This window comes from Calothrix sp. CBUCES-K 9914, from assembly GCF_059640475.1.
In genome coordinates this window covers 37,032-54,913 of record NZ_JBXXZH010000033.1, presented here as the reverse complement: position 1 = coordinate 54,913, position 17,882 = coordinate 37,032, and the positions used below count along the sequence as shown (strand labels likewise).

General features: G+C 38.7%; 17 protein-coding genes. 8 read left to right on the top strand and 9 right to left on the bottom strand.

Annotation, left to right across the window (positions count from 1 at the left end; all coding sequences use genetic code 11):
• A partial coding sequence (locus tag AC2JBO_RS10370) for a serine hydrolase domain-containing protein (protein ID WP_496953565.1) occupies nucleotides 1-1,044 on the bottom strand: 1,044 nt, incomplete at its 3' end.
• A gap of 451 nt (nucleotides 1,045-1,495) precedes the next feature.
• Here AC2JBO_RS10370 and AC2JBO_RS10365 point away from each other — a divergent pair.
• Nucleotides 1,496-2,455 carry an aldo/keto reductase gene (locus tag AC2JBO_RS10365; RefSeq protein WP_496953564.1) on the top strand — a complete coding sequence of 320 codons (960 nt, stop codon included), beginning with the start codon at nucleotides 1,496-1,498 and terminating at the stop codon, nucleotides 2,453-2,455.
• A 458-nt stretch (nucleotides 2,456-2,913) separates the two neighbouring features.
• Here the strand turns inward: AC2JBO_RS10365 and AC2JBO_RS10360 are convergent, their stop codons facing one another.
• The 5 genes from AC2JBO_RS10360 to AC2JBO_RS10340 all read right to left on the bottom strand — a co-directional run bounded on the left by AC2JBO_RS10360 (nucleotide 2,914) and on the right by AC2JBO_RS10340 (nucleotide 4,594).
• Nucleotides 2,914-3,186, bottom strand: a complete 273-nt coding sequence (locus AC2JBO_RS10360; RefSeq protein ID WP_496953563.1) for a DUF433 domain-containing protein — start codon at nucleotides 3,184-3,186, stop codon at nucleotides 2,914-2,916.
• A gap of 91 nt (nucleotides 3,187-3,277) precedes the next feature.
• On the bottom strand, nucleotides 3,278-3,679 hold the full coding sequence (locus AC2JBO_RS10355) for a type II toxin-antitoxin system VapC family toxin (protein WP_496953562.1): 402 nt from the start codon (nucleotides 3,677-3,679) through the stop codon (nucleotides 3,278-3,280).
• Nucleotides 3,670-3,870: a hypothetical protein gene (locus AC2JBO_RS10350; RefSeq protein ID WP_496953561.1), complete on the bottom strand. Its 201-nt coding sequence runs from the start codon at nucleotides 3,868-3,870 to the stop codon at nucleotides 3,670-3,672. Before AC2JBO_RS10350 ends, AC2JBO_RS10355 begins: the two co-directional genes overlap by 10 nt.
• A gap of 148 nt (nucleotides 3,871-4,018) precedes the next feature.
• Nucleotides 4,019-4,177: a hypothetical protein gene (locus AC2JBO_RS10345; protein WP_496953560.1), complete on the bottom strand. Its 159-nt coding sequence runs from the start codon at nucleotides 4,175-4,177 to the stop codon at nucleotides 4,019-4,021.
• A 93-nt stretch (nucleotides 4,178-4,270) separates the two neighbouring features.
• Complete coding sequence (locus AC2JBO_RS10340) at nucleotides 4,271-4,594, bottom strand: NACHT C-terminal alpha/beta 1 domain-containing protein (RefSeq protein WP_496953559.1); 324 nt, start codon at nucleotides 4,592-4,594, stop codon at nucleotides 4,271-4,273.
• Nucleotides 4,595-5,107: 513 nt separating this feature from the next.
• Here AC2JBO_RS10340 and AC2JBO_RS10335 point away from each other — a divergent pair.
• The 6 genes from AC2JBO_RS10335 to AC2JBO_RS10310 all read left to right on the top strand — a co-directional run bounded on the left by AC2JBO_RS10335 (nucleotide 5,108) and on the right by AC2JBO_RS10310 (nucleotide 11,356).
• Nucleotides 5,108-6,052, top strand: coding sequence for a hypothetical protein (locus AC2JBO_RS10335; RefSeq protein WP_496953558.1), 945 nt, complete (start codon nucleotides 5,108-5,110; stop codon nucleotides 6,050-6,052).
• Nucleotides 6,053-6,067: 15 nt separating this feature from the next.
• Entirely contained in the window at nucleotides 6,068-7,363 is a 1,296-nt protein-coding gene (locus AC2JBO_RS10330) for a hypothetical protein (protein WP_496953557.1), read from the top strand.
• A gap of 173 nt (nucleotides 7,364-7,536) precedes the next feature.
• The gene (locus AC2JBO_RS10325) at nucleotides 7,537-7,764 is read left to right on the top strand and encodes a hypothetical protein (protein WP_496953556.1); all 228 of its coding nucleotides are present in this window, start codon (nucleotides 7,537-7,539) and stop codon (nucleotides 7,762-7,764) included.
• A gap of 125 nt (nucleotides 7,765-7,889) precedes the next feature.
• Nucleotides 7,890-8,810: a homoserine kinase gene (thrB, locus tag AC2JBO_RS10320; protein WP_496953555.1), complete on the top strand. Its 921-nt coding sequence runs from the start codon at nucleotides 7,890-7,892 to the stop codon at nucleotides 8,808-8,810.
• 116 nt (nucleotides 8,811-8,926) lie between these two features.
• Nucleotides 8,927-9,433, top strand: coding sequence for a hypothetical protein (locus AC2JBO_RS10315; RefSeq protein ID WP_496953554.1), 507 nt, complete (start codon nucleotides 8,927-8,929; stop codon nucleotides 9,431-9,433).
• A 330-nt stretch (nucleotides 9,434-9,763) separates the two neighbouring features.
• Entirely contained in the window at nucleotides 9,764-11,356 is a 1,593-nt protein-coding gene (locus AC2JBO_RS10310; protein ID WP_496953553.1) for an NAD(P)H-quinone oxidoreductase subunit 4, read from the top strand.
• A 363-nt stretch (nucleotides 11,357-11,719) separates the two neighbouring features.
• On the opposite strand, the gene AC2JBO_RS10305 is transcribed toward AC2JBO_RS10310, so the two are convergent.
• The 3 genes from AC2JBO_RS10305 to AC2JBO_RS10295 all read right to left on the bottom strand — a co-directional run bounded on the left by AC2JBO_RS10305 (nucleotide 11,720) and on the right by AC2JBO_RS10295 (nucleotide 16,222).
• Nucleotides 11,720-11,932, bottom strand: a complete 213-nt coding sequence (locus AC2JBO_RS10305; RefSeq protein ID WP_496953552.1) for a hypothetical protein — start codon at nucleotides 11,930-11,932, stop codon at nucleotides 11,720-11,722.
• Nucleotides 11,933-12,028: 96 nt separating this feature from the next.
• On the bottom strand, nucleotides 12,029-15,697 hold the full coding sequence (locus tag AC2JBO_RS10300; protein WP_496953551.1) for a two-partner secretion domain-containing protein: 3,669 nt from the start codon (nucleotides 15,695-15,697) through the stop codon (nucleotides 12,029-12,031).
• A 204-nt stretch (nucleotides 15,698-15,901) separates the two neighbouring features.
• Nucleotides 15,902-16,222 carry an SLOG cluster 4 domain-containing protein gene (locus AC2JBO_RS10295; protein WP_496953550.1) on the bottom strand — a complete coding sequence of 107 codons (321 nt, stop codon included), beginning with the start codon at nucleotides 16,220-16,222 and terminating at the stop codon, nucleotides 15,902-15,904.
• 592 nt (nucleotides 16,223-16,814) lie between these two features.
• Here AC2JBO_RS10295 and AC2JBO_RS10290 point away from each other — a divergent pair.
• Nucleotides 16,815-17,831, top strand: coding sequence for a hypothetical protein (locus tag AC2JBO_RS10290; RefSeq protein WP_496953568.1), 1,017 nt, complete (start codon nucleotides 16,815-16,817; stop codon nucleotides 17,829-17,831).
• Nucleotides 17,832-17,882: the final 51 nt, after the last annotated feature.

Here is a 17,882-nt window from a genome sequence, read left to right as displayed (position 1 = left end):
GACAACATTTTTACTAATTTTTAAACCGTTCTGACTATTAGTTAACATCACAATTCCGGCGCCTAAATCTCTAGAAGCAAAAATAACACTTTTGAACGTTACAAGGTCGCCCCAATGCCAAAAGAAATTACCATTAGAAGCTTTTTCTAATCCCCAACCTAAACCCCAATCAAGTTTCTGATTAATGTTAATTTGGGGACTTAGCATATTTTTCAAGCTAGCTTCACTAAGTTTAGGACTATCAACTTTTCCCGGCGCCATCATGGCAATAATAAACTTAGCGTAATCATTAGCAGTAGTGCGTAAACTACCTGCTGCACTAGCTTTTTGAGGTTTACCCATTGGTTTGGGTTTTGCTTGACGGTCATGCCCATCAGAAGCAATTGTATTATAAGCAGGTTGCCAAATATAGCTACTGCTCTTCATTCCCAAGGGGTCTAAGAAGTTTTGCTGTAAATATTGAGCTAAAGGCATTTGAGTAATTTCTTCGATTACGTGTTGTAAATATAGAAAACCCTCTCCAGAATAGGCGAACTTTGTACCAGGCGCCCTCAAAATCTGCAAAGGTTCATCACCACTCCAATTAGGAAAACCAGTAGTATGCGATAAAACTCTTCGCAGTGTGATTAGTTTTAAACGAGGGTCAGAAATATAAGGTTTCGCAGTATAATCAGATAAAGGTGTATCTAATTCAAGCTGACCATGCTCAATCATTTTTAGCGCTGCATAACTAACAAATGGTTTACTCAACGAAGCAGCGGCAAATATAGTTTCATTATTAACAGGTTTTTTAGTAACTTGATTAGTAACACCAAAACCTCGACTCCAGAAAACTTCACCGTTTCTAATCACTGCAACAGAAAGACCAGGTATTAAAGCTTTTCGCATCAGCACAGGAACTTGTGCTTCTAAATTTGTAATCACCTTATCTGCTGCTAAGAGCGAACTATTGCGGAGCAAGCTAGCTAAGGTAAAGCTAGAGAGACCAACTAAAGCAGTTTTTGTAGAATTGAGGAATTGTCTGCGAGATAAAAGTTCGGACATGTGATTTTAGTAATTTATGACTGATGACGTAAGTATGCGTATTCCGGTTTCGTAAAAGTTACCAGAATCAATACTGCGTAGGTTTTGGATAATCCTACTAATCTGTGTCATTAGTTTTGGCTGGTTGGCGCCTTTTTTGAGAAATCACATTGTAGAGTCAGTATTAATTCGGTCTATACTATGTCGCATTTATTACAGTTGTTGCCAGGTCATTTAATTTAAATATATTTTTAATAGCTTGTTAGAAGTCTATTTTATGTCTTTAAGAAGATGAATTTAGCATATCAACTCAATTTTTAACTGTCAGAAAAAGTACTTATAACTTCCGTATGATGAATGTTGATTGCTCTCAATACAATATAGGTTTAATAATATTACTATTTTGGAGGCAAATAGATTTACCTGATAAAACGCAAATAACAACGAGATCTTTGAATGTAAGGAGAACAGAATGTTAGGAAGTACGTCTTCAGAAATGCTATACCGAGAATTGGGCAGTACAGGAGAGAGGGTTTCTGCCATTGGATTGGGTGGTTGGCATATCGGCTTGAACTATGTTGATGAGGAACTGGGTATTCGGATTGTTCGCGCGGCAATTGATCGCGGCATTACTTTTATGGATAACTGTTGGGATTACAACGATGGAGTCAGTGAGACTCGTATGGGGAAAGCGCTGCGCGATGGCTACCGCGACAAAATATTCTTAATGACGAAAATAGACGGTCGTTCCAAGCAAGCAGCTGCAAAACAAATAGACGAATCGCTGCAACGTCTGCAAGTCGATTATATTGATCTCGTCCAGCATCACGAAATCATCCGCTTTGAAGACCCGCATCGAGTATTTGACGAAGAGGGGGCAAATGCAGCCTTCATTGAAGCGCGCCAAGCTGGCAAACTGCGATACATTGGCTTCACTGGGCATAAAGACCCATATATTCACCTCCATATGCTCCAAGTTGCATCAGAACATGAGTTTAAATTTGATGCAGTTCAGTTACCGATTAATGTAATGGATGCCCACTATAGAAGTTTCACCAAGCTGGTCGTACCAGAACTAGTCAAACAAAACATTGGTATTCTAGGTATGAAAAGCTTGGCAAACGGTATTATTTTAAACTCAAAGACTGTAACAGCAATTGAGTGCTTGCATTATGCGCTGAATCAGCCTACATCGGTTGTGGTTGCCGGAATTGACAGCATGGAAATTCTCGACCAAGCGTTTGAAGCAGTGCGAACTTTCCAACCTATGAACGATGAAGAAGAGCAAGCGCTATTAGCAAAAACCGCTTCATCAGCAGCGCGCGGAGAATTTGAGCCATTCAAAACCTCATCAATTTTCGATGGCACTGCCCAAAATCCTGATTGGTTAGGAGAGGAGCCACAACGTATCCAACAGTTGATGCCAACGTGATACAAATTTAATACAAATCTGCATATAATAAAACACGTAGGGTGCGTGACGCTATGAACACGCTTTCAATGTAATTATTAAGACTTGTAGCGTCACGCACCAGCTTTGAATTAGCAACTACGCTCATACCCGCCTAGGGTTAAAACCTTAAGTCCATTAAAATGGACTGACTTTTTTAAGTAATATTAAAAACATGCTGAATTAAAATTAAGAATTAATACGTAGAGGTGCTGTTCGGTCAGGTAGGAATGCAGGCTTCATCGCATTGTTTTAAATTCGTTTTATATTTACCAGTATCGATGGCGCCTGTATGAGAAATTCTTCTATACCATAAACGGGTTAAAACTAAACTTTTCAATAAAATCAAAATCTTTCAGATGCTACCCTACGGGAAAACTGCGTTAACGTGCCTCAGCATGACATAAGTTCAGATTTTACCCGTTTGCAGTATATATACTTCATGCTTTTTTCGGGCGCCCAACATTTGGATATGCTTTTACGTACATATGAGCAAACTCTATATCTTCCTCAGATAAGTAAGGATAATCTTCAAGGATGACATTTGGATGCTCTCCTTGTTCAAGCATTACTCCAATACAGCGTACACTAAGCCTCGAACTTGGAAAAACAGTCTCTCCACCCATAATATTTGAGTCGGATACTAACTGTTTTTTCCATTCTTCAAAACGTGTAATTAGTTCTGGCATTTCTGTAGGCAGGAAGTTAAACATTTACTAGCTAAAGCAAATGCTATAGGCGCATCCAACAATCAAGAAACTAAGGCTAAATATTAACAGAACAGGCACCCATTTACCGTAGATTTTACTTGATGTCGGTAATTACCTGAATCAGTCCAGTTTGAAAAGCAGCATCGTAAGTAATAACAGGCAAGTCTTCAAGTTCACCTTGAGCCATAATCATACGGTCAAACGGGTCTCGGTGATCAATTGGTAAACTTCCTGCTCTAAGCGCATGAACCGTAGTAATGGGAAGTTCGATAAATTTAGCTTGGTGCAATATTTGCGAATATTCCTCAACAAGTTCTTTGGCTTCGGGTAGTTTACCGATGCGGTACTTAGTAGCAATTTCCCAAGCGGAAACACTACTAACAATGATGCTATTATCTGGGTTTGCAATGATTTCTCGGCTCGAGGTGCGGAGTTTTGGGTCATCAAAAAGCCACCATAAAAAAATATGGGTATCGATGAGGTAGCTCATTCCCATTGCTGGAGTTCCTCTTCTGGCAGTGGTTCAAAGAAAGCATCACCGAGTTGCCCTTTCAATAAGCCAGGGGTGCGAGGTTGTTTAGGTTCCTGATCTAAACCTAATTTAAAGTCATGAATTAGGTCATAAAGTTCTGCTAATTTATCTTCAGGGATATCTTGCAGTTCTTGAACAATCTTCTGAATCAGCATAAGTCAAATATTGTTAATCAATATTTTTAAGCTTAAGAGTATTATATCCTAATTTTATAAATAAAAATATCACATAGATTTAAATTAATAAAAAGACTTAATTTAGAAAGTAAGCCTTTCTCTACCTTCATTAATTAAATTAACTTGTTTATTGCTTCTTTCGTTGCGGTTGGGCTGCAATTTGGGCATCTAGGTGTGCTATTAGTTTATCCATCATCTCGTTTGCATGAGCTATTTCCGTGCGAGTTTTCCTAAGATTTTCAAGGTGTTTAGCTCTTACTTCTGCTGGTGCAATTAATTTGTCCATTATAATCCTCAGTTATTGTAAGCGTGACTAGGCGCCCTAATCTATCAAACTCCAACATAGATATTACCTGTTGGAGTTTGCATTTTTAGTTTGTTACTCTATTTCGTTAATCCAGCTTTGAATTGCATTGAGTAAATTTGGCTGATTAGGTGGGAATCCTCGTAAGGGTGCTTCTAAAGCCTCGTCAGTTATCCAAGCAATACTCACCACATCAGTTATTTTACGACAAAAAGCTATAAGTTCTGGATTCGGCTGGCAATTATCAAAAATAAGGGCTAATTTTTGCGCTTGCAATTGGTTTTTAACTCTAGGAATAAAACGCTTAAGGTATAACGAGCATTTTGCAAGCAACCAAATCTCCACTACAGAAGGCACAATTAACTCACTGGCACCAAAAAGTTGGCACTGTTGAAGCAAACCGAATCATACAAGCATCCAAAAAACGTGGAACTATTATCCACGAACTTGTTTCAAAGCATCTTTTGGGTCAACCTTATTCCTGCCCTGATTTCGTTAGGCCTTACTGGGACAACTTGCAATACTGCTCGGTTAAGGACATAGCGTAGCCTGAAACCCTCATAATATCGTTGTTTATCATGCGAAAAAAAGCTTAACCGAGCAGTATTGGGACAACTTGTTGTTGAAACTAGACAATATCGATAATATTAGGCTGATTGAAGGAAACTTGTTTCACTGACAACGACTCGTTGTCAAATTGTGTGTTTTGTGGCGTTTTTTTACTAAATCTAGTATAACTACGGAGGTTTAAGACAGACTAAGTATCTTAATTTGTAAATACATAAATTATTTATCTTTATTAAATAAAAACCGTTTACAACATTACAACGATTAAAGGAGTTTTAAGAAATGAGAGAGTTTGGATTAACTCTGGAACAAACTAGAATCATGTTTAGCTACCAATATCAACTAGTGCTAGCAGATATAGAGTATGAAGAAAACTTTGATAAAAAAGCCTTAAAACGAGCATGGTTATCCATCTGGAAAGAGTCAACAGAGCTTTTTCTAAAGTCTCAGCTTTCAAATGAAAGTAATTCCAATTCTTCCTTTCACTTAATCACTGAGAGTGAATTACTTAAACAAATAGTTCAAAAAATTAATGCAGATACTGGAAACAAATTAAGCATTTACTTAATTTTATTAGAAACAACTCTTTTTAAACCATATTATCCTTTGGGCAATAGTGATGATGAAAAATTTAAATATTTAAAAATATCTGATGAGTATAAACTTACACATAAACTAATGGTTTTTGCTAAAACTTTAGGAATAGAGTCAGATATTGTTACACGTTTTAAGTCAAACTATAACGAAGCACTTAAAGGTATAAAAGGTGGTTTAAATCCTTGGTTATTAGGTGTAGTTGGAGCCGTATTACTAGCTATAGTAGCTGCATTTTTCACTCCTGCTATAGCAGCTTTGCTAGCACCTATATTAGCACCAGGTCTAACAGGCGCCGCAGCAGTGTCAGCCGTTTTAGCTGCTCTTGGAGGAGGTGCGATTGCTGCAGGTGGTTTTGGGATGGCAGGTGGCTTTGCAGTGTTGGTTGCTGGTGGTGCAATTCTTGGTGCTGGTGCTGGTGTTGGCGCCGGTGCTGTATTTGCTCAGTCTCCAGACTCAGCTTTAACACAAGCGGCAAAGCTGGAAGTAGTTATGAAAGAAATTGTACAGATTCAGAAAGATATTCGATTGGCTCAAGAAATTATTAAAGAACAAAAGCAAGCGATTCGCGCTCTTGAAGATCAACGAGATGACTTGCTTATTGAAAAAGAAAAGAACAAGCTAAGGATTGAAAATTTAGAAAAAGCAATTGAATATTTAAGAAATGCCTTAAAAAGAAATCAAGATTTACTGTAATTTCTATACTTATTTATGTTTGAAGTATTTGATTGGGATAAAGAGTTTGTAGAATCGTACAACAAAATGAAGGAAATTAACTTAAGTTTTAAAACAATTTATAAGGTTCAATGTCAAGAATCAGATAAATTGAATGAATTAGAGAATGAGATTAAAGAATTAGCTGAAAAGATAGGAGTTTCTTTATCATTAGTAGAAGAAATATTAGGTCAGCATTCCCAGCCATCTTATCAACCAATAAAATTGGAATGGGATGACGAGTTTTTCTTGAACAATAATCTTGTTATTGTTGAGGCGAGAGTTAAGGAAGAGGTTTTAAAAAATCCTGAACTTCTTCCTAGCCTATCGAATCTAGATTATATGATAGTTGGAATATCTGGTTTAGTTGCTGCTATTCTTGACTTTTTGATTGTTAAAATTCCCAAAAATGTTAATTATTTGGGAAAATATCAGCAAGAAGGGAGTAACTTTACACAATGGCTAAAAACACTAGGAGTTGATACAGAAGGAAAATTAAATAATTTTTTTAAATGGTGCGAGGATACTTGTAAAGTTCCTTATGACCAGAGCATAAATCCTAACATTAAAGGCTTTAGCCCCAAAACACATAGATTATTTAGTCTTGGGCATGACCCTTTATTTGGTCTAATATTTGGAACATTAGACATTCTCAATGGTACGATGACAGCTTTTGACGCTAATGGTAAACTCCACATTTTAAAGACATTTGACATGTCGTTGACAGATAAAGCTTTTGCTCCATTGATCTGGTTAGGACATATCGTTTCTGATTTGTGTACTAAAATGGGAATTCCTATACCTGGATGGGCTTTTACTCAACTTTTGCAAATTGGGTCTTTTGGCTCAGACAAGAGAACTATAGCGGAAATTTCTAGGTGGATGTATTTAAATGGTTATGACCTCAGACACTTTGTTTCAATGTCCGTTCCAGTTGCTGTCATCGAGTTAATTGTAAGAAGTTATCACTATTTATCATCTTTAGAAAGCCCAGAGCAGCTTCATAACTCAATACATAAATCTATTGCAACAAAAGAACTTGCTCAAATTCAATCCAAATTAAAACTTCATAAAATGCTGTTTATGGCTCATGCTATAGCAGTAAGTGGAAATGCTCTAAAGGTATTTACATACTCAGGCAATCCGTTGGTAATTAATCTTCCTCAATGGTTGGCTTTTATGAAAGAAAGCCTAAATATGTTACAAGCTGTTACTAGAGATAAAACACCTGAAATAATTGTTCGTAATCGTACAAAAATCAATGATGTATGGGAGGAAATTGAAGGTATATGAGTATTTTTATCTTAGTGCCAGAGGCAAGTATCAAAATGCTTATCACGTTTACTTTCTCTCTTAAAAAATTAAGGGTATTGATTGTCTTTGTCTAAATTTGATTGCAAACTAGGATTTTGAACTTTAATGTTAGAAGAATTAGACAAATCACTTGAGCCATCCGGTTTTTAGTAGTGCAGCAAAAGTTCGAGTTGCAGCGTACATCCCAACAGGGTATCGATACAAACTCTGTAGAAGCTCAAATACAACGTATTCGCACTGCTTTAAAACGCATCACCAACATAAATACTCACATCAATAAGCTGCGCGAAAGTAGTAACACAATTGCATCTGAAGTAGATTCCCTCAAACTTGAAATTAGAGATGCACTTGACTGTATAGAAGACTATATCAATGTATAAAATATAACTTATGTGGGATGGCATCCTTGTCCGTCCTTTTATTTATTTATAGGCAGGCAGGGATGCCTGCTCCACAAGAGGTCAATTACATGGGATGCTATATGATTGATTAGTTATTTTTGTAAATGTCTGTTAATTCTTCGGTTACTGTTACTGTTCCTGCTACTACTGCGAATCTGGGTGCAGGGTTTGATTGCATCGGCACCGCTTTAACGTTACACAACGATTTTAAGTTCACTGTGGTTGATGGTGAGACGCAAATTTTTGTTACTGGCGCCGAAGCTGCGCGCGTGGACACTATACATAAGGATAATCTGCTTTATCAAGCATATGTAAAACTGTATGAGCATCTTGGTAAAACACCCCCTGCTGTAAAAATAGAGATTGGTTTGGGTGTACCTCTCGCGCGTGGTTTAGGAAGTTCTGCGACTGCTATTGTTGGCGGATTAGTAGGCGCCAATGTTCTAGCTGGGGAACCTTTGAGTCAGTCACAGGTGATGGACTTGGCGATATCGATGGAGGGACATCCAGATAATGTTGTTCCTGCGTTGATTGGTGGTTGTCGTCTTGCTGCAACTAGTGTTGATGGTTGGGAAATTTGTGATATCCCTTGGCATGAAAGTATTGTCCCTGTTGTAGCTATTCCTGATTTTGAGCTTTCAACGAAAGAAGCGCGACGAGTGTTACCTACCGAAATTAGCCGCGCGGATGCGATTTTTAATATCTCACATCTTGGTTTGTTGTTACGCGCGCTCGAGACGGGAAAAACAAACTGGTTACGAGCGTCTCTACAAGATAAATTACATCAGCCTTACAGGAAATCACTTATTCAAGGGTATGATGCTGTTAACGCTGCGGCTATAAATGCAGGTGCCTACGGGATGGTAATTAGCGGCGCCGGACCAACTCTACTTGCACTAACTGATACCAGCCATACTATTGATGTTGTGGCAGCTATGGCCACTGCTTGGAAAAATGTTGGTGTTGCTGCACAAGTACGCGCGTTACATATTGATAATGATGGCGCTAAAGTGAGTAACGAGTAATGAGTGCTGAGTGCTGAGTTGAAGAAAATATTTACTTAATATACTCTTTTACCTTTCACTCTCCAACTCCTACCTACTCAGCACTCAGCACTCAGCACTCATAACTAAATATATATATGGAAAAACTTCAAGCTGAACTTGTCGCGCTTCAGATACAGATAGATGCTTTGCGTGAAGAACGTGCGACGCTAACTCCCGTTACATTAAGTGAGAGTGATGACTCACTCCAAAATGTTGTAGAGCTATTACGGCAACAGGCAAGAGAAAACCCTCAACTTGCTGCCGAAATAAAGGGTATTGATGACGCTATTACTGTACTCGAAGCCAAACTTAGACAAAGAAAAGGGCAATTACAGCGACTTCCACCCAGAGTCCAGCGCGCGTTACAAGAGGAACAACTCGAAATTGCCCGTAACAAAGCTAAGATACATGCCCAACGTATTAATGATATAGCCGCTGAACTTGCAGCAGAACTTCATGACCTTAAAGCTTGCGCTGATGAACTTAGTCCCCTTTACTGGCAAGTTTATTACAAACCTTTTATTACGGGCTTTAAGACCATTTCTGTCCCATACGTTCGTTCAGATGGTGAGGTTTGGACAATTGTAAACCGAATCGTGTAAATCCAGGCGCCGTCCCATGATGTAGAGACGTTACATGTAACGTCTCCACAACGTGCGTTTTTACAGGTTTTTGAACAATTTATAAGAAAATTCGGGAAATGTTGACCTGAAGATTGTAAATATATATGAAGAACTTATAAGTTGACCTTAACCGTTGACGTTACATTTCTTTGTGATTACAATGGGTTCGTACCAAAAACAATAGGTATTTATTACTAATATTTAATTGTTTTATGCCTTGAGTTGGATTTTATAGGGATTTGTGCCGTTTACAAAAGTAAACATTTGTTAATAGAATGTAAATAAGTTGAAACAAAACGATTATCAGTTATGAATAGCTTTGATTTTCCTTGGCTGAGTGCCATGATTGGCTTACCGCTAGTAGCGGCGTCGGCGATTCCCTTTATCCCTGATAAAGATGGCAAAACCGTTCGCTGGTACACTTTGGGAGTTGCGTTTGCTGATTTTGCGCTAATGATTGCTGCCTTCTGGCACAATTACGATTTTCAGAGTTCTGGATATCAGCTTGTTGAGAAGTACGCCTGGGTTCCCCAAATTGGCTTAAATTGGTCACTCGCAGTTGATGGAATTTCGATGCCGCTAGTTTTGTTAACTGGCTTAATTAATACTCTCGCAGTTTTCGCGTCTTGGAAGATTACTAACAAGCCGCGATTGTTTTATGCAATGATGCTGTTGATGTACAGCGCTCAAATCGGGGTGTTTACAGCGCAAGATATGCTGCTGTTCTTCTTGATGTGGGAAGTTGAACTCGTTCCTGTATATTTATTGATTTCTATCTGGGGTGGTGCAAAGCGCCGCTACGCTGCTACTAAATTTATTATCTACACAGCTGCTGCTTCTATCTTTATATTGATTGCTGGTTTGGCAATGGCGTTCTCTGGTGATAACTTCACCTTCGACATGGTTGAACTTGGTTTGAAGGAATATCCAATCACTTTAGAATTAGCTCTTTACACTGGTTTCTTAATTGCTTACGGCGTAAAACTTTCTATCTTCCCTTTCCACACTTGGCTTCCTGATGCACATGGCGAGGCGCCTGCACCTGGTTCAATGGTTTTAGCTGGTGTGTTGTTAAAAATGGGTGGTTATGCATTAATCCGCTTCAACATGGAAATGCTCCCCAATGCTCACGTTTACTTTGCTCCTATACTCGCAATTCTTGGTGTAGTTAACATTATCTACGGTGCTTGTTGCGCCTTTGCTCAAACTAACCTCAAACGTCGCTTGGCTTATTCCTCGGTTGCTCACATGGGCTTTGTGTTAATCGGTATCGCTTCTTATACTGAAGTTGGTATTAGCGGTGCCGTTCTGCAAATGGTATCCCACGGTTTGATCGCAGCAGCATTGTTCTTCTTATCTGGTGTAACTTACGAACGTACTCACACCTTGATGATGGACAAAATGGGTGGTATGGGCAAAGTGATGCCTCGTACATTCGCACTGTTTACCGCTGGTTCAATGGCATCACTTGCTTTACCTGGTATGAGCGGTTTCGTCGGAGAGTTGATGGTGTTCCTCGGTATCTCCACCAGCGATGTATATAGCTCAAGCTTCAAAATTGTAGTAGTGTTCTTAAGTGCAGTTGGTGTCATCTTAACTCCTATCTACTTACTCTCGATGTTACGTGAGGTATTCTACGGTAAGAAAAACGAAGAATTACACCTCGACGAATTTGTAGAAGACATCAAACCTCGCGAACTGTTTATCACCGCTTGCTTAATACTTCCTATCATCGGTATCGGTTTATATCCTAAGATTGTCACCCAAGGTTACGATGTGAAGACAGTAGAACTTGCTCAACACGCGCGTGAAGCACTCCCTGTATTTGCCGGACAACAACCAGCTAACTTGTACAGCCAAGTGTTTACGGCGCCTGTAATTGCTCAAAATGTTGCAGACTAGTTCAAAAGAGAGCAAAAGTGCAACTAAATAGTTTGACCACAGAGGTATGGCATAGTGGGGGTGATTTCCTAATCACCCCCCAAAATTTTGTTAGGGCATTGTAGCATAGGCGTCCCGCCTGTGCAGTGTAGTTAATATTTTTACCACAGAGGTACAGAGAACATAGAGGGGAGTGCTTGATTCGCTACTGCATAAGGCGCCGTTGATAAACTTGCTTATAACGAATGAATCTCTTCTATGTATCGAGTCTGCAAAAAACTGTGCTTTTAAGCACGTTATATCGTAGGATGCGTAAAATACAGAGGATTAGGCACTGTTCAGCTTATAATCGATTAACCAAGAGAAAAACAAAATTATCCTGTTTCAATACTCCTGAGCATATACGATATATTTATCTGTTTTACCTCCAACAGCCATATGGGTTTCACCGTTGGTTTCGAGCATGACCAGTGTTTTGCGACGACCATCTAAATTTTTAATAGCTGTTTCTATATCACTCCAATCTTGCGATTCTTCCAATAAGCCTTTATTCTGGTTCCCTTCCCAATCTTCAACTGAATATTTTGAAATGAACATACCAACCTCACTTCAGAACAATAACTTGATGACCACTTGGGCTAATAATTTCTATCTCTTCTAAGTCTAACTGTATATAATTATGACCATTACAGGTTAACTTCCAGTACACGGATTAACAGTCGGGTGCCCACTTGGCACTCCATGCAGCGCCATTGCTACAAGTTCAACATCACCGTTAGCTTTTTTCACCCATCCTTGTGCTTCAATAATTTGCGTATCAGTTTTAGTGGTGCCATTTAAGTTTCTAGTTGGTAGTTTCGCATTAATATTTTGATTATCTAAGGTAGCAAGAGTTGTTAAACTAGCTGTACCTGGTAGTGGTTGTAAGGGACTGGGTGGTAAAGAACCATGTCCAGTAATTGTAAACTCTCCCAAGGAACGACGCGCGTTAGCACCTCTAGAACACATTTGCCCAATTTGATTACTTGCATCAACTATTTCTCCAGGTAATTCAGTAATTCCTTGACCCGGTTGAACTTCGGGTTGAATGATTATGATTTGACCTTGGGCACCGAATGTAGAACTTGCTGTAATATCACTTTGGGATGTTGGTTGTGGGCGGTTTTTAATTCCCAAAATACCTTGGGTAATGATGCTAACTTTACCACCGCTACCTGTATACGCATTAGCTGAGATTTTGCTATTTTCTGAGGGTACAGCTAATATAAATCCTTTATTGGCATTAATACTAATGTTACCACCGTTACCACCTGCTTGTGCGGTTCCCGCAGTTGCTGTAATTTGACTTTTCCGACGCAGTATTAGTAAATCGCGTACATTTAAGGTAATATCTCCACCATCACCCACACTACTAAAGGCGCCTAAACTACCACGATTATCGAGTAACATATTATTTGCCGTAACATCCAAGTTACCTGCTGTACCTGTACCTGTACTAGAAACACTCACGGTGCCTTCATCACTAACTTGTAATTTTGGTGTAGTTAGTCGTATATCTCCTGCTTTACCAAGACTTGCAGATGCAGCTTCAATTGTACCGCTTTGCCCACGAACGTTTATTGAGTCAGTAGCATTTATAATTAAATCTCCTCCATTACCAATGGATGATGGTAATTTATAATAGCTTTCTTTAGTTTCGCCACCAATAGTCAACTTATTTCCGTCAATAGTAAAGGGAATATTTGCTTGTTTGAAAGTGTTGAGAAGTTTGAGAATGTCTGGGTCAGTAAGATCAATAACATTGGGAAACAATGACTTTAATAAATTACCACCACTAGTAATTACTAAATTATCATCTTTAACTGTGCTGGTATAACCATTGCTTGTTTGGGAATAAGGTTGCTGGTTGCCTAGAGTAGAAGAAGCTATTCGCCCATTATCAATATTGACTTGTTGAGCATTAATGTTTAAAGCTCCAGCATTGCCTACACCCCTACTAATAGTCGAAACTTCTGCTCCATTACTAACATTTAAACGTTGAGTATCTATTTTGAGGGCGCCACCTGCTCCAGTTGCCACTAAACCCAAACCTGAAGACAAACTACTAGATGAAAATCCTTTTCCGAAAACGTTTATATCAGTAGCTTTAATAGTTAAATTGCCTGCATCGCCTGTGCTTGCAGTTGATGTTGATATTGTGGCGCCGCCCTGAATGTTTAAACGTGGTGTCTCAATATAGAGATTACCACCTTTACCAGATGAATATAAATTTGTTTCTGTTGTAATTCCACTTGACACAGTTCCACCAAGTACAAACTGTTGCTCTCCTGTTAATTCAATCGCATTATTCGCTTTAATTTTGATATCACCTGCATTGCCTACACTATCTGTTTGAGTAGAAATTTGCGCGCCATCAGTGATAGTAAGGCGACCAGTATTAATTGTAATATCCCCACTGTTTCCCTGACTGCCGAAGTTTGCACTTGAACTAATCAAACTAAAAACCAAACTAGGAGAAGTCTCGCCAAATAATTTAATAGCATCGGTTGCTTGAATTGAGATATTACCACCATTCCCGGCGCCTAATGTAGAGGAATTTATAATACTGCCTTCTTTAAGACTTAACCTTCCAGTTTGAATAGTCAAATTCCCAGCTTGTCCTGTACTTCCAGTATAAGTGCTTGAGTTGATGCTACTGCTATTACTAAGTTCAACAGCATCTTTTACCCTTAATATCACTTCTCCACTATTTGCGGTTCCAAGTGTTGATGATGCAATGGTACTGAAACCATCTAGCGTTAACATACCTGTCTCAATTAAGATATTACCTGATGAAGATGTTGTTGAGATTGAGGTTAATATGCTACTGATATTAGCTAAATTAACCTTATCACTAGCTCGGATTGTAATATTACGAGGTATTTTTGAGCTAGATGAACTAGAAATAATAGCACTTTGATTTTGCATTGTTAACTGTCTTGTATAAATTTCAATATCTACTCCACTATTCGGAATACTTGAGTTACCAAAATTAAATATATTTCCAATTATGCTTTTATTCACTAAATCAACAGAATCTTTAGCTTGAATTTGAATTTTACTTGCTTGCTCCAAATTGGAAGTCGATGCGTTAATAGCAGAACTGTTAGACAATTTTATTGAGTTAGTATTAATTGCAACATAACTAGTATTTTTGCCACCGATGAAAGAAGTATTGAGCGTAATTTTATCGCTGCTTAATCGGGTATTTATACCACCGATAAAAGCAGTATTGAGCATAATATTATCGCTTCTTAATCGGACATTGCCACCATCTACCAAACTAGTTTCTCGAAGTAATAGATTACCCGTTTCAATATTAATATTACCTGCTGCACTTACTTCACTAGGTAGGGCAAAAACTCCTGATTTATTCATTTGAAATTGTGAAGCTTGAATATTAACCTGTTTAATACCAAAACCGCCAATAACTGAAACATCGCTAAAGCTAATATTATTACCTATAAGTTGAACCTCTTTACCATCCGACGTGTTAATTATAGCTTGATTCAGAGAAATATCTCCGCGCGATGCTTCCGCTGGCACGTTCAACTTCAAACCATCATCAGCACTTTCAAGTCCAACAATTCCATTCGTGACTGCTGCTAACTCGACTTTACCACCAGGTGCCTGCAAAACTCCACGATCTAAGTTTATATTGGCGCCTACTAATAACAAACTTTCCCCACTTACTACTCCAAGTCCATCTCTACTGCGTTCTTCTGGAGTACCATTAATAAAGCCTCCTAAAACAGGCGCCGTTGTTTTTGATTGATTTATAATATTTCCGGAATTAGCTATTTGATTTACTAATAAAGCTGAAGGATTAACCGTAAGTAAAGAAGGTGCTTCGGGTTTGGTTGCACTAAAAATTCCTTGATTACCAAATTGTACTCCGTCCGCAGTTGTAGCTACAAATGATTTACCTACATCTAAAGTCGCGTTTGCACCAAATATAATTCCATTCGGGTTAATTAGAAACAAACTTGGTTGAGAACTTCCTAAAGTTCCTAAAGTTCCTAAAATTTCTGAACGACTACCACCTGTTACGCGCGCGAGAATGTTAGTAATGTTAGCACTCGGACTAAAAAAGTATACTCCTCGATTGGCACCAACGTTAAATTGTGAAAAGCTATGAAATAAATTATTGCCTCGAATGGCGCCTCCGTTGATGATATCTACAGGAAGTGGGTCGAGTGAATTGACTATCGAAGCTTCTGTAGCTAATGTGCCGTCAGGTACAATGGTGCTTTGCGCGTTAGCTGTACGAACGCCTAAAATTACTGCTAGAATCGCACCTAATATGCTGCTTATCTTATACAAGGTTTTTCTTTCCTAAGTGATATTAACTACTTTTAGATAAGTTATATATATCACTATCTATAAGCTTTGTAAGTGTACGTATTGAAACTGAAATGGATTATTTGCAATACTTTGCGTGCGTGAGGCAAGAAAAGAGAATTTAAGAATGAATTTATTTTTATATAGTTTTACCGTAATATTACGTAATCAATTGATGTATGTCGCTTAACCCATCCCGCAAGCTATTACTACGTCGGATGATAGGACGTTAATGTTGTTACGTGCGTTGTGCATGTCTGTAAATATGGCAATATCTAAAGCTTCAGAAATACATGAACTGTTATTTCCTGGGAGTATACCTATTGTTAAACCGTTACTTTGTTTTGCTCCTTGACTAGCTGCTTCCATTACACCAATGTTTCTTCCATCTGTCAGTAATACCCATCCTTGTTCAGCAATGCGTTTTCCTAGTTGATAAGCATTTTCGATATCAGTAGGTGTCGCGTTTTCACCTAGTCCCATCACTCCAATGATGACTTTTCGCATATTTTTTGGTTGGTAGAGACGTTACATGTTTAGTTTATATATTTAACATTCATTGATAGGCGCCATATTATTATTAACGTGAATAAAATTCCCCCTAGTTCCCCTTAATAAGGCAGGGCTGATTCGTTCCCTCTCAAATCGGATTTGTCAAGATGGTTAGCTATAAAAATCATAAGTATGGGTAGCAATGAAATAGACTTTTAAGCACATAAATATAAGTGTGATTGTTTATTTTATCGGCGCCTTGGTAGCAAAATTACCAATAAAGATTTGCGCGAAACCCTTGATTTTTCAAGATTTTTAGGGAACGAATCAGCCCTGCGCGTGGAAGGGGGGAATAAGAAGTATTTGAAGCCCCCCTTATTAAGGGGGGTTGGGGGGATCAAACATATAAGTATACATATAAAAATATAGTAATAAATTTATCTACGTTACTTAAAGTAAAAAATATTGCGCTTGTTACTGACTTGAATAGTTTTTATTTTTTAATTTTCAATTAATTTATAGCCATTATTATTGTGGGCAGATTGTGGGATAATAAGCCGATTGCATACCCTAACTAGACAGAACCATCGTGGAATATACTGAATCGATGAACGACCTGGCGGATGCATTACAACAGCCAGTAGACTTTAGCTTTGAGCTTCCTGACCCTGAAGATGATGCGATTTCAGAGTCGGAATTTCAACAGCAGGTAGATATTGCTTGGCAGGTATGCGACCGTTTTGACTTACAGACCGATATTTGGCGAGGACGAATTTTGCGCGCGGTTCGGGATAGAGAAAAAATTGGTGGGGATGGTCGTGGTACTGGGTTCCTACACTGGCTTAAAGAACGTGAAATCAGCAAGAGTCAGGGTTATAACTGGATTCAGTTGGCAAACAGTGCTGATACACTTCTGGCAGAAGGTAAGCTCGAGGAGAAATGTATCAAGAACTTTAGCAAGCGCGCGTTTATTGAGACTGCCAAAGCTGTACCAGAAGTTCAGCATATGATTACTGAAGCAGCGCAAAAAGGTGATAAAATAACCCGTCGCGAGGTTAAGCAGCTAAAAGAAGAGTGGACGGCTATGACTAGCGACTTGTTACCTCAACCTGTTAAGGAAAAAGCTGCTGATAATTCGCTTCCTCCTCGCTATATTGCTCCTTTAGTTCGGGAAATGGAAAAGTTGCCCGAAGTGCATCAAGCTATAATTCAGAAAGAAATCGCTGCTAACCCTGACTTAGATACAATAAAGAGCGCAACTACAGAAGCGCGTAATTTGGCTAAGTACCTTAAAGCTAGTGCCCAAGTTCAAGCATTAACCCAACAAGATATAGATATTGAAACAGCTTTATTAGAAGCGCAGCGCATAGGATGCTTAAATACTGCTGCTGACTTGGTTAACCAAGCTTCACAGCTTGAACAAATTATCGGTAAGCTTTACATGACTTGGAAGCGTGTTGGTAATTTGGCTGACCGTTTGTACGTTGATACTGGCGCCAGTACTCCGCAATTACGCGGGTTGTTGGAATGCATAGAACCGCTCGGAAGTCAACTGATGACTATTCAAATTGGTAGTCCGAACGAACGTACTGTCAGGTTACAAATACAGGAGGAGGAATATTAGCAACGGATACAACGGATGGTTTTTCCTCTGTGTATTCTGCGTCTTTGTGGT

Excerpts from the sequence above, each read along its gene's own strand:
- AC2JBO_RS10295 (WP_496953550.1), bottom strand. The coding sequence starts at position 16,222 with ATGCGAAAAGTCATCATTGGAGTGATGGGACTAGGTGAAAACGCGACA.
- AC2JBO_RS10360 (WP_496953563.1), bottom strand. The coding sequence starts at position 3,186 with ATGTTTAACTTCCTGCCTACAGAAATGCCAGAACTAATTACACGTTTT.
- AC2JBO_RS10350 (WP_496953561.1), bottom strand. The coding sequence starts at position 3,870 with ATGCTGATTCAGAAGATTGTTCAAGAACTGCAAGATATCCCTGAAGAT.
- AC2JBO_RS10355 (WP_496953562.1), bottom strand. The coding sequence starts at position 3,679 with ATGGGAATGAGCTACCTCATCGATACCCATATTTTTTTATGGTGGCTT.
- AC2JBO_RS10345 (WP_496953560.1), bottom strand. The coding sequence starts at position 4,177 with ATGGACAAATTAATTGCACCAGCAGAAGTAAGAGCTAAACACCTTGAA.
- thrB (WP_496953555.1), top strand. The coding sequence starts at position 7,890 with ATGTCTGTTAATTCTTCGGTTACTGTTACTGTTCCTGCTACTACTGCG.
- AC2JBO_RS10290 (WP_496953568.1), top strand. The coding sequence starts at position 16,815 with ATGAACGACCTGGCGGATGCATTACAACAGCCAGTAGACTTTAGCTTT.
- AC2JBO_RS10365 (WP_496953564.1), top strand. The coding sequence starts at position 1,496 with ATGTTAGGAAGTACGTCTTCAGAAATGCTATACCGAGAATTGGGCAGT.
- AC2JBO_RS10315 (WP_496953554.1), top strand. The coding sequence starts at position 8,927 with ATGGAAAAACTTCAAGCTGAACTTGTCGCGCTTCAGATACAGATAGAT.
- AC2JBO_RS10305 (WP_496953552.1), bottom strand. The coding sequence starts at position 11,932 with ATGTTCATTTCAAAATATTCAGTTGAAGATTGGGAAGGGAACCAGAAT.
- AC2JBO_RS10330 (WP_496953557.1), top strand. The coding sequence starts at position 6,068 with ATGTTTGAAGTATTTGATTGGGATAAAGAGTTTGTAGAATCGTACAAC.
- AC2JBO_RS10310 (WP_496953553.1), top strand. The coding sequence starts at position 9,764 with ATGAATAGCTTTGATTTTCCTTGGCTGAGTGCCATGATTGGCTTACCG.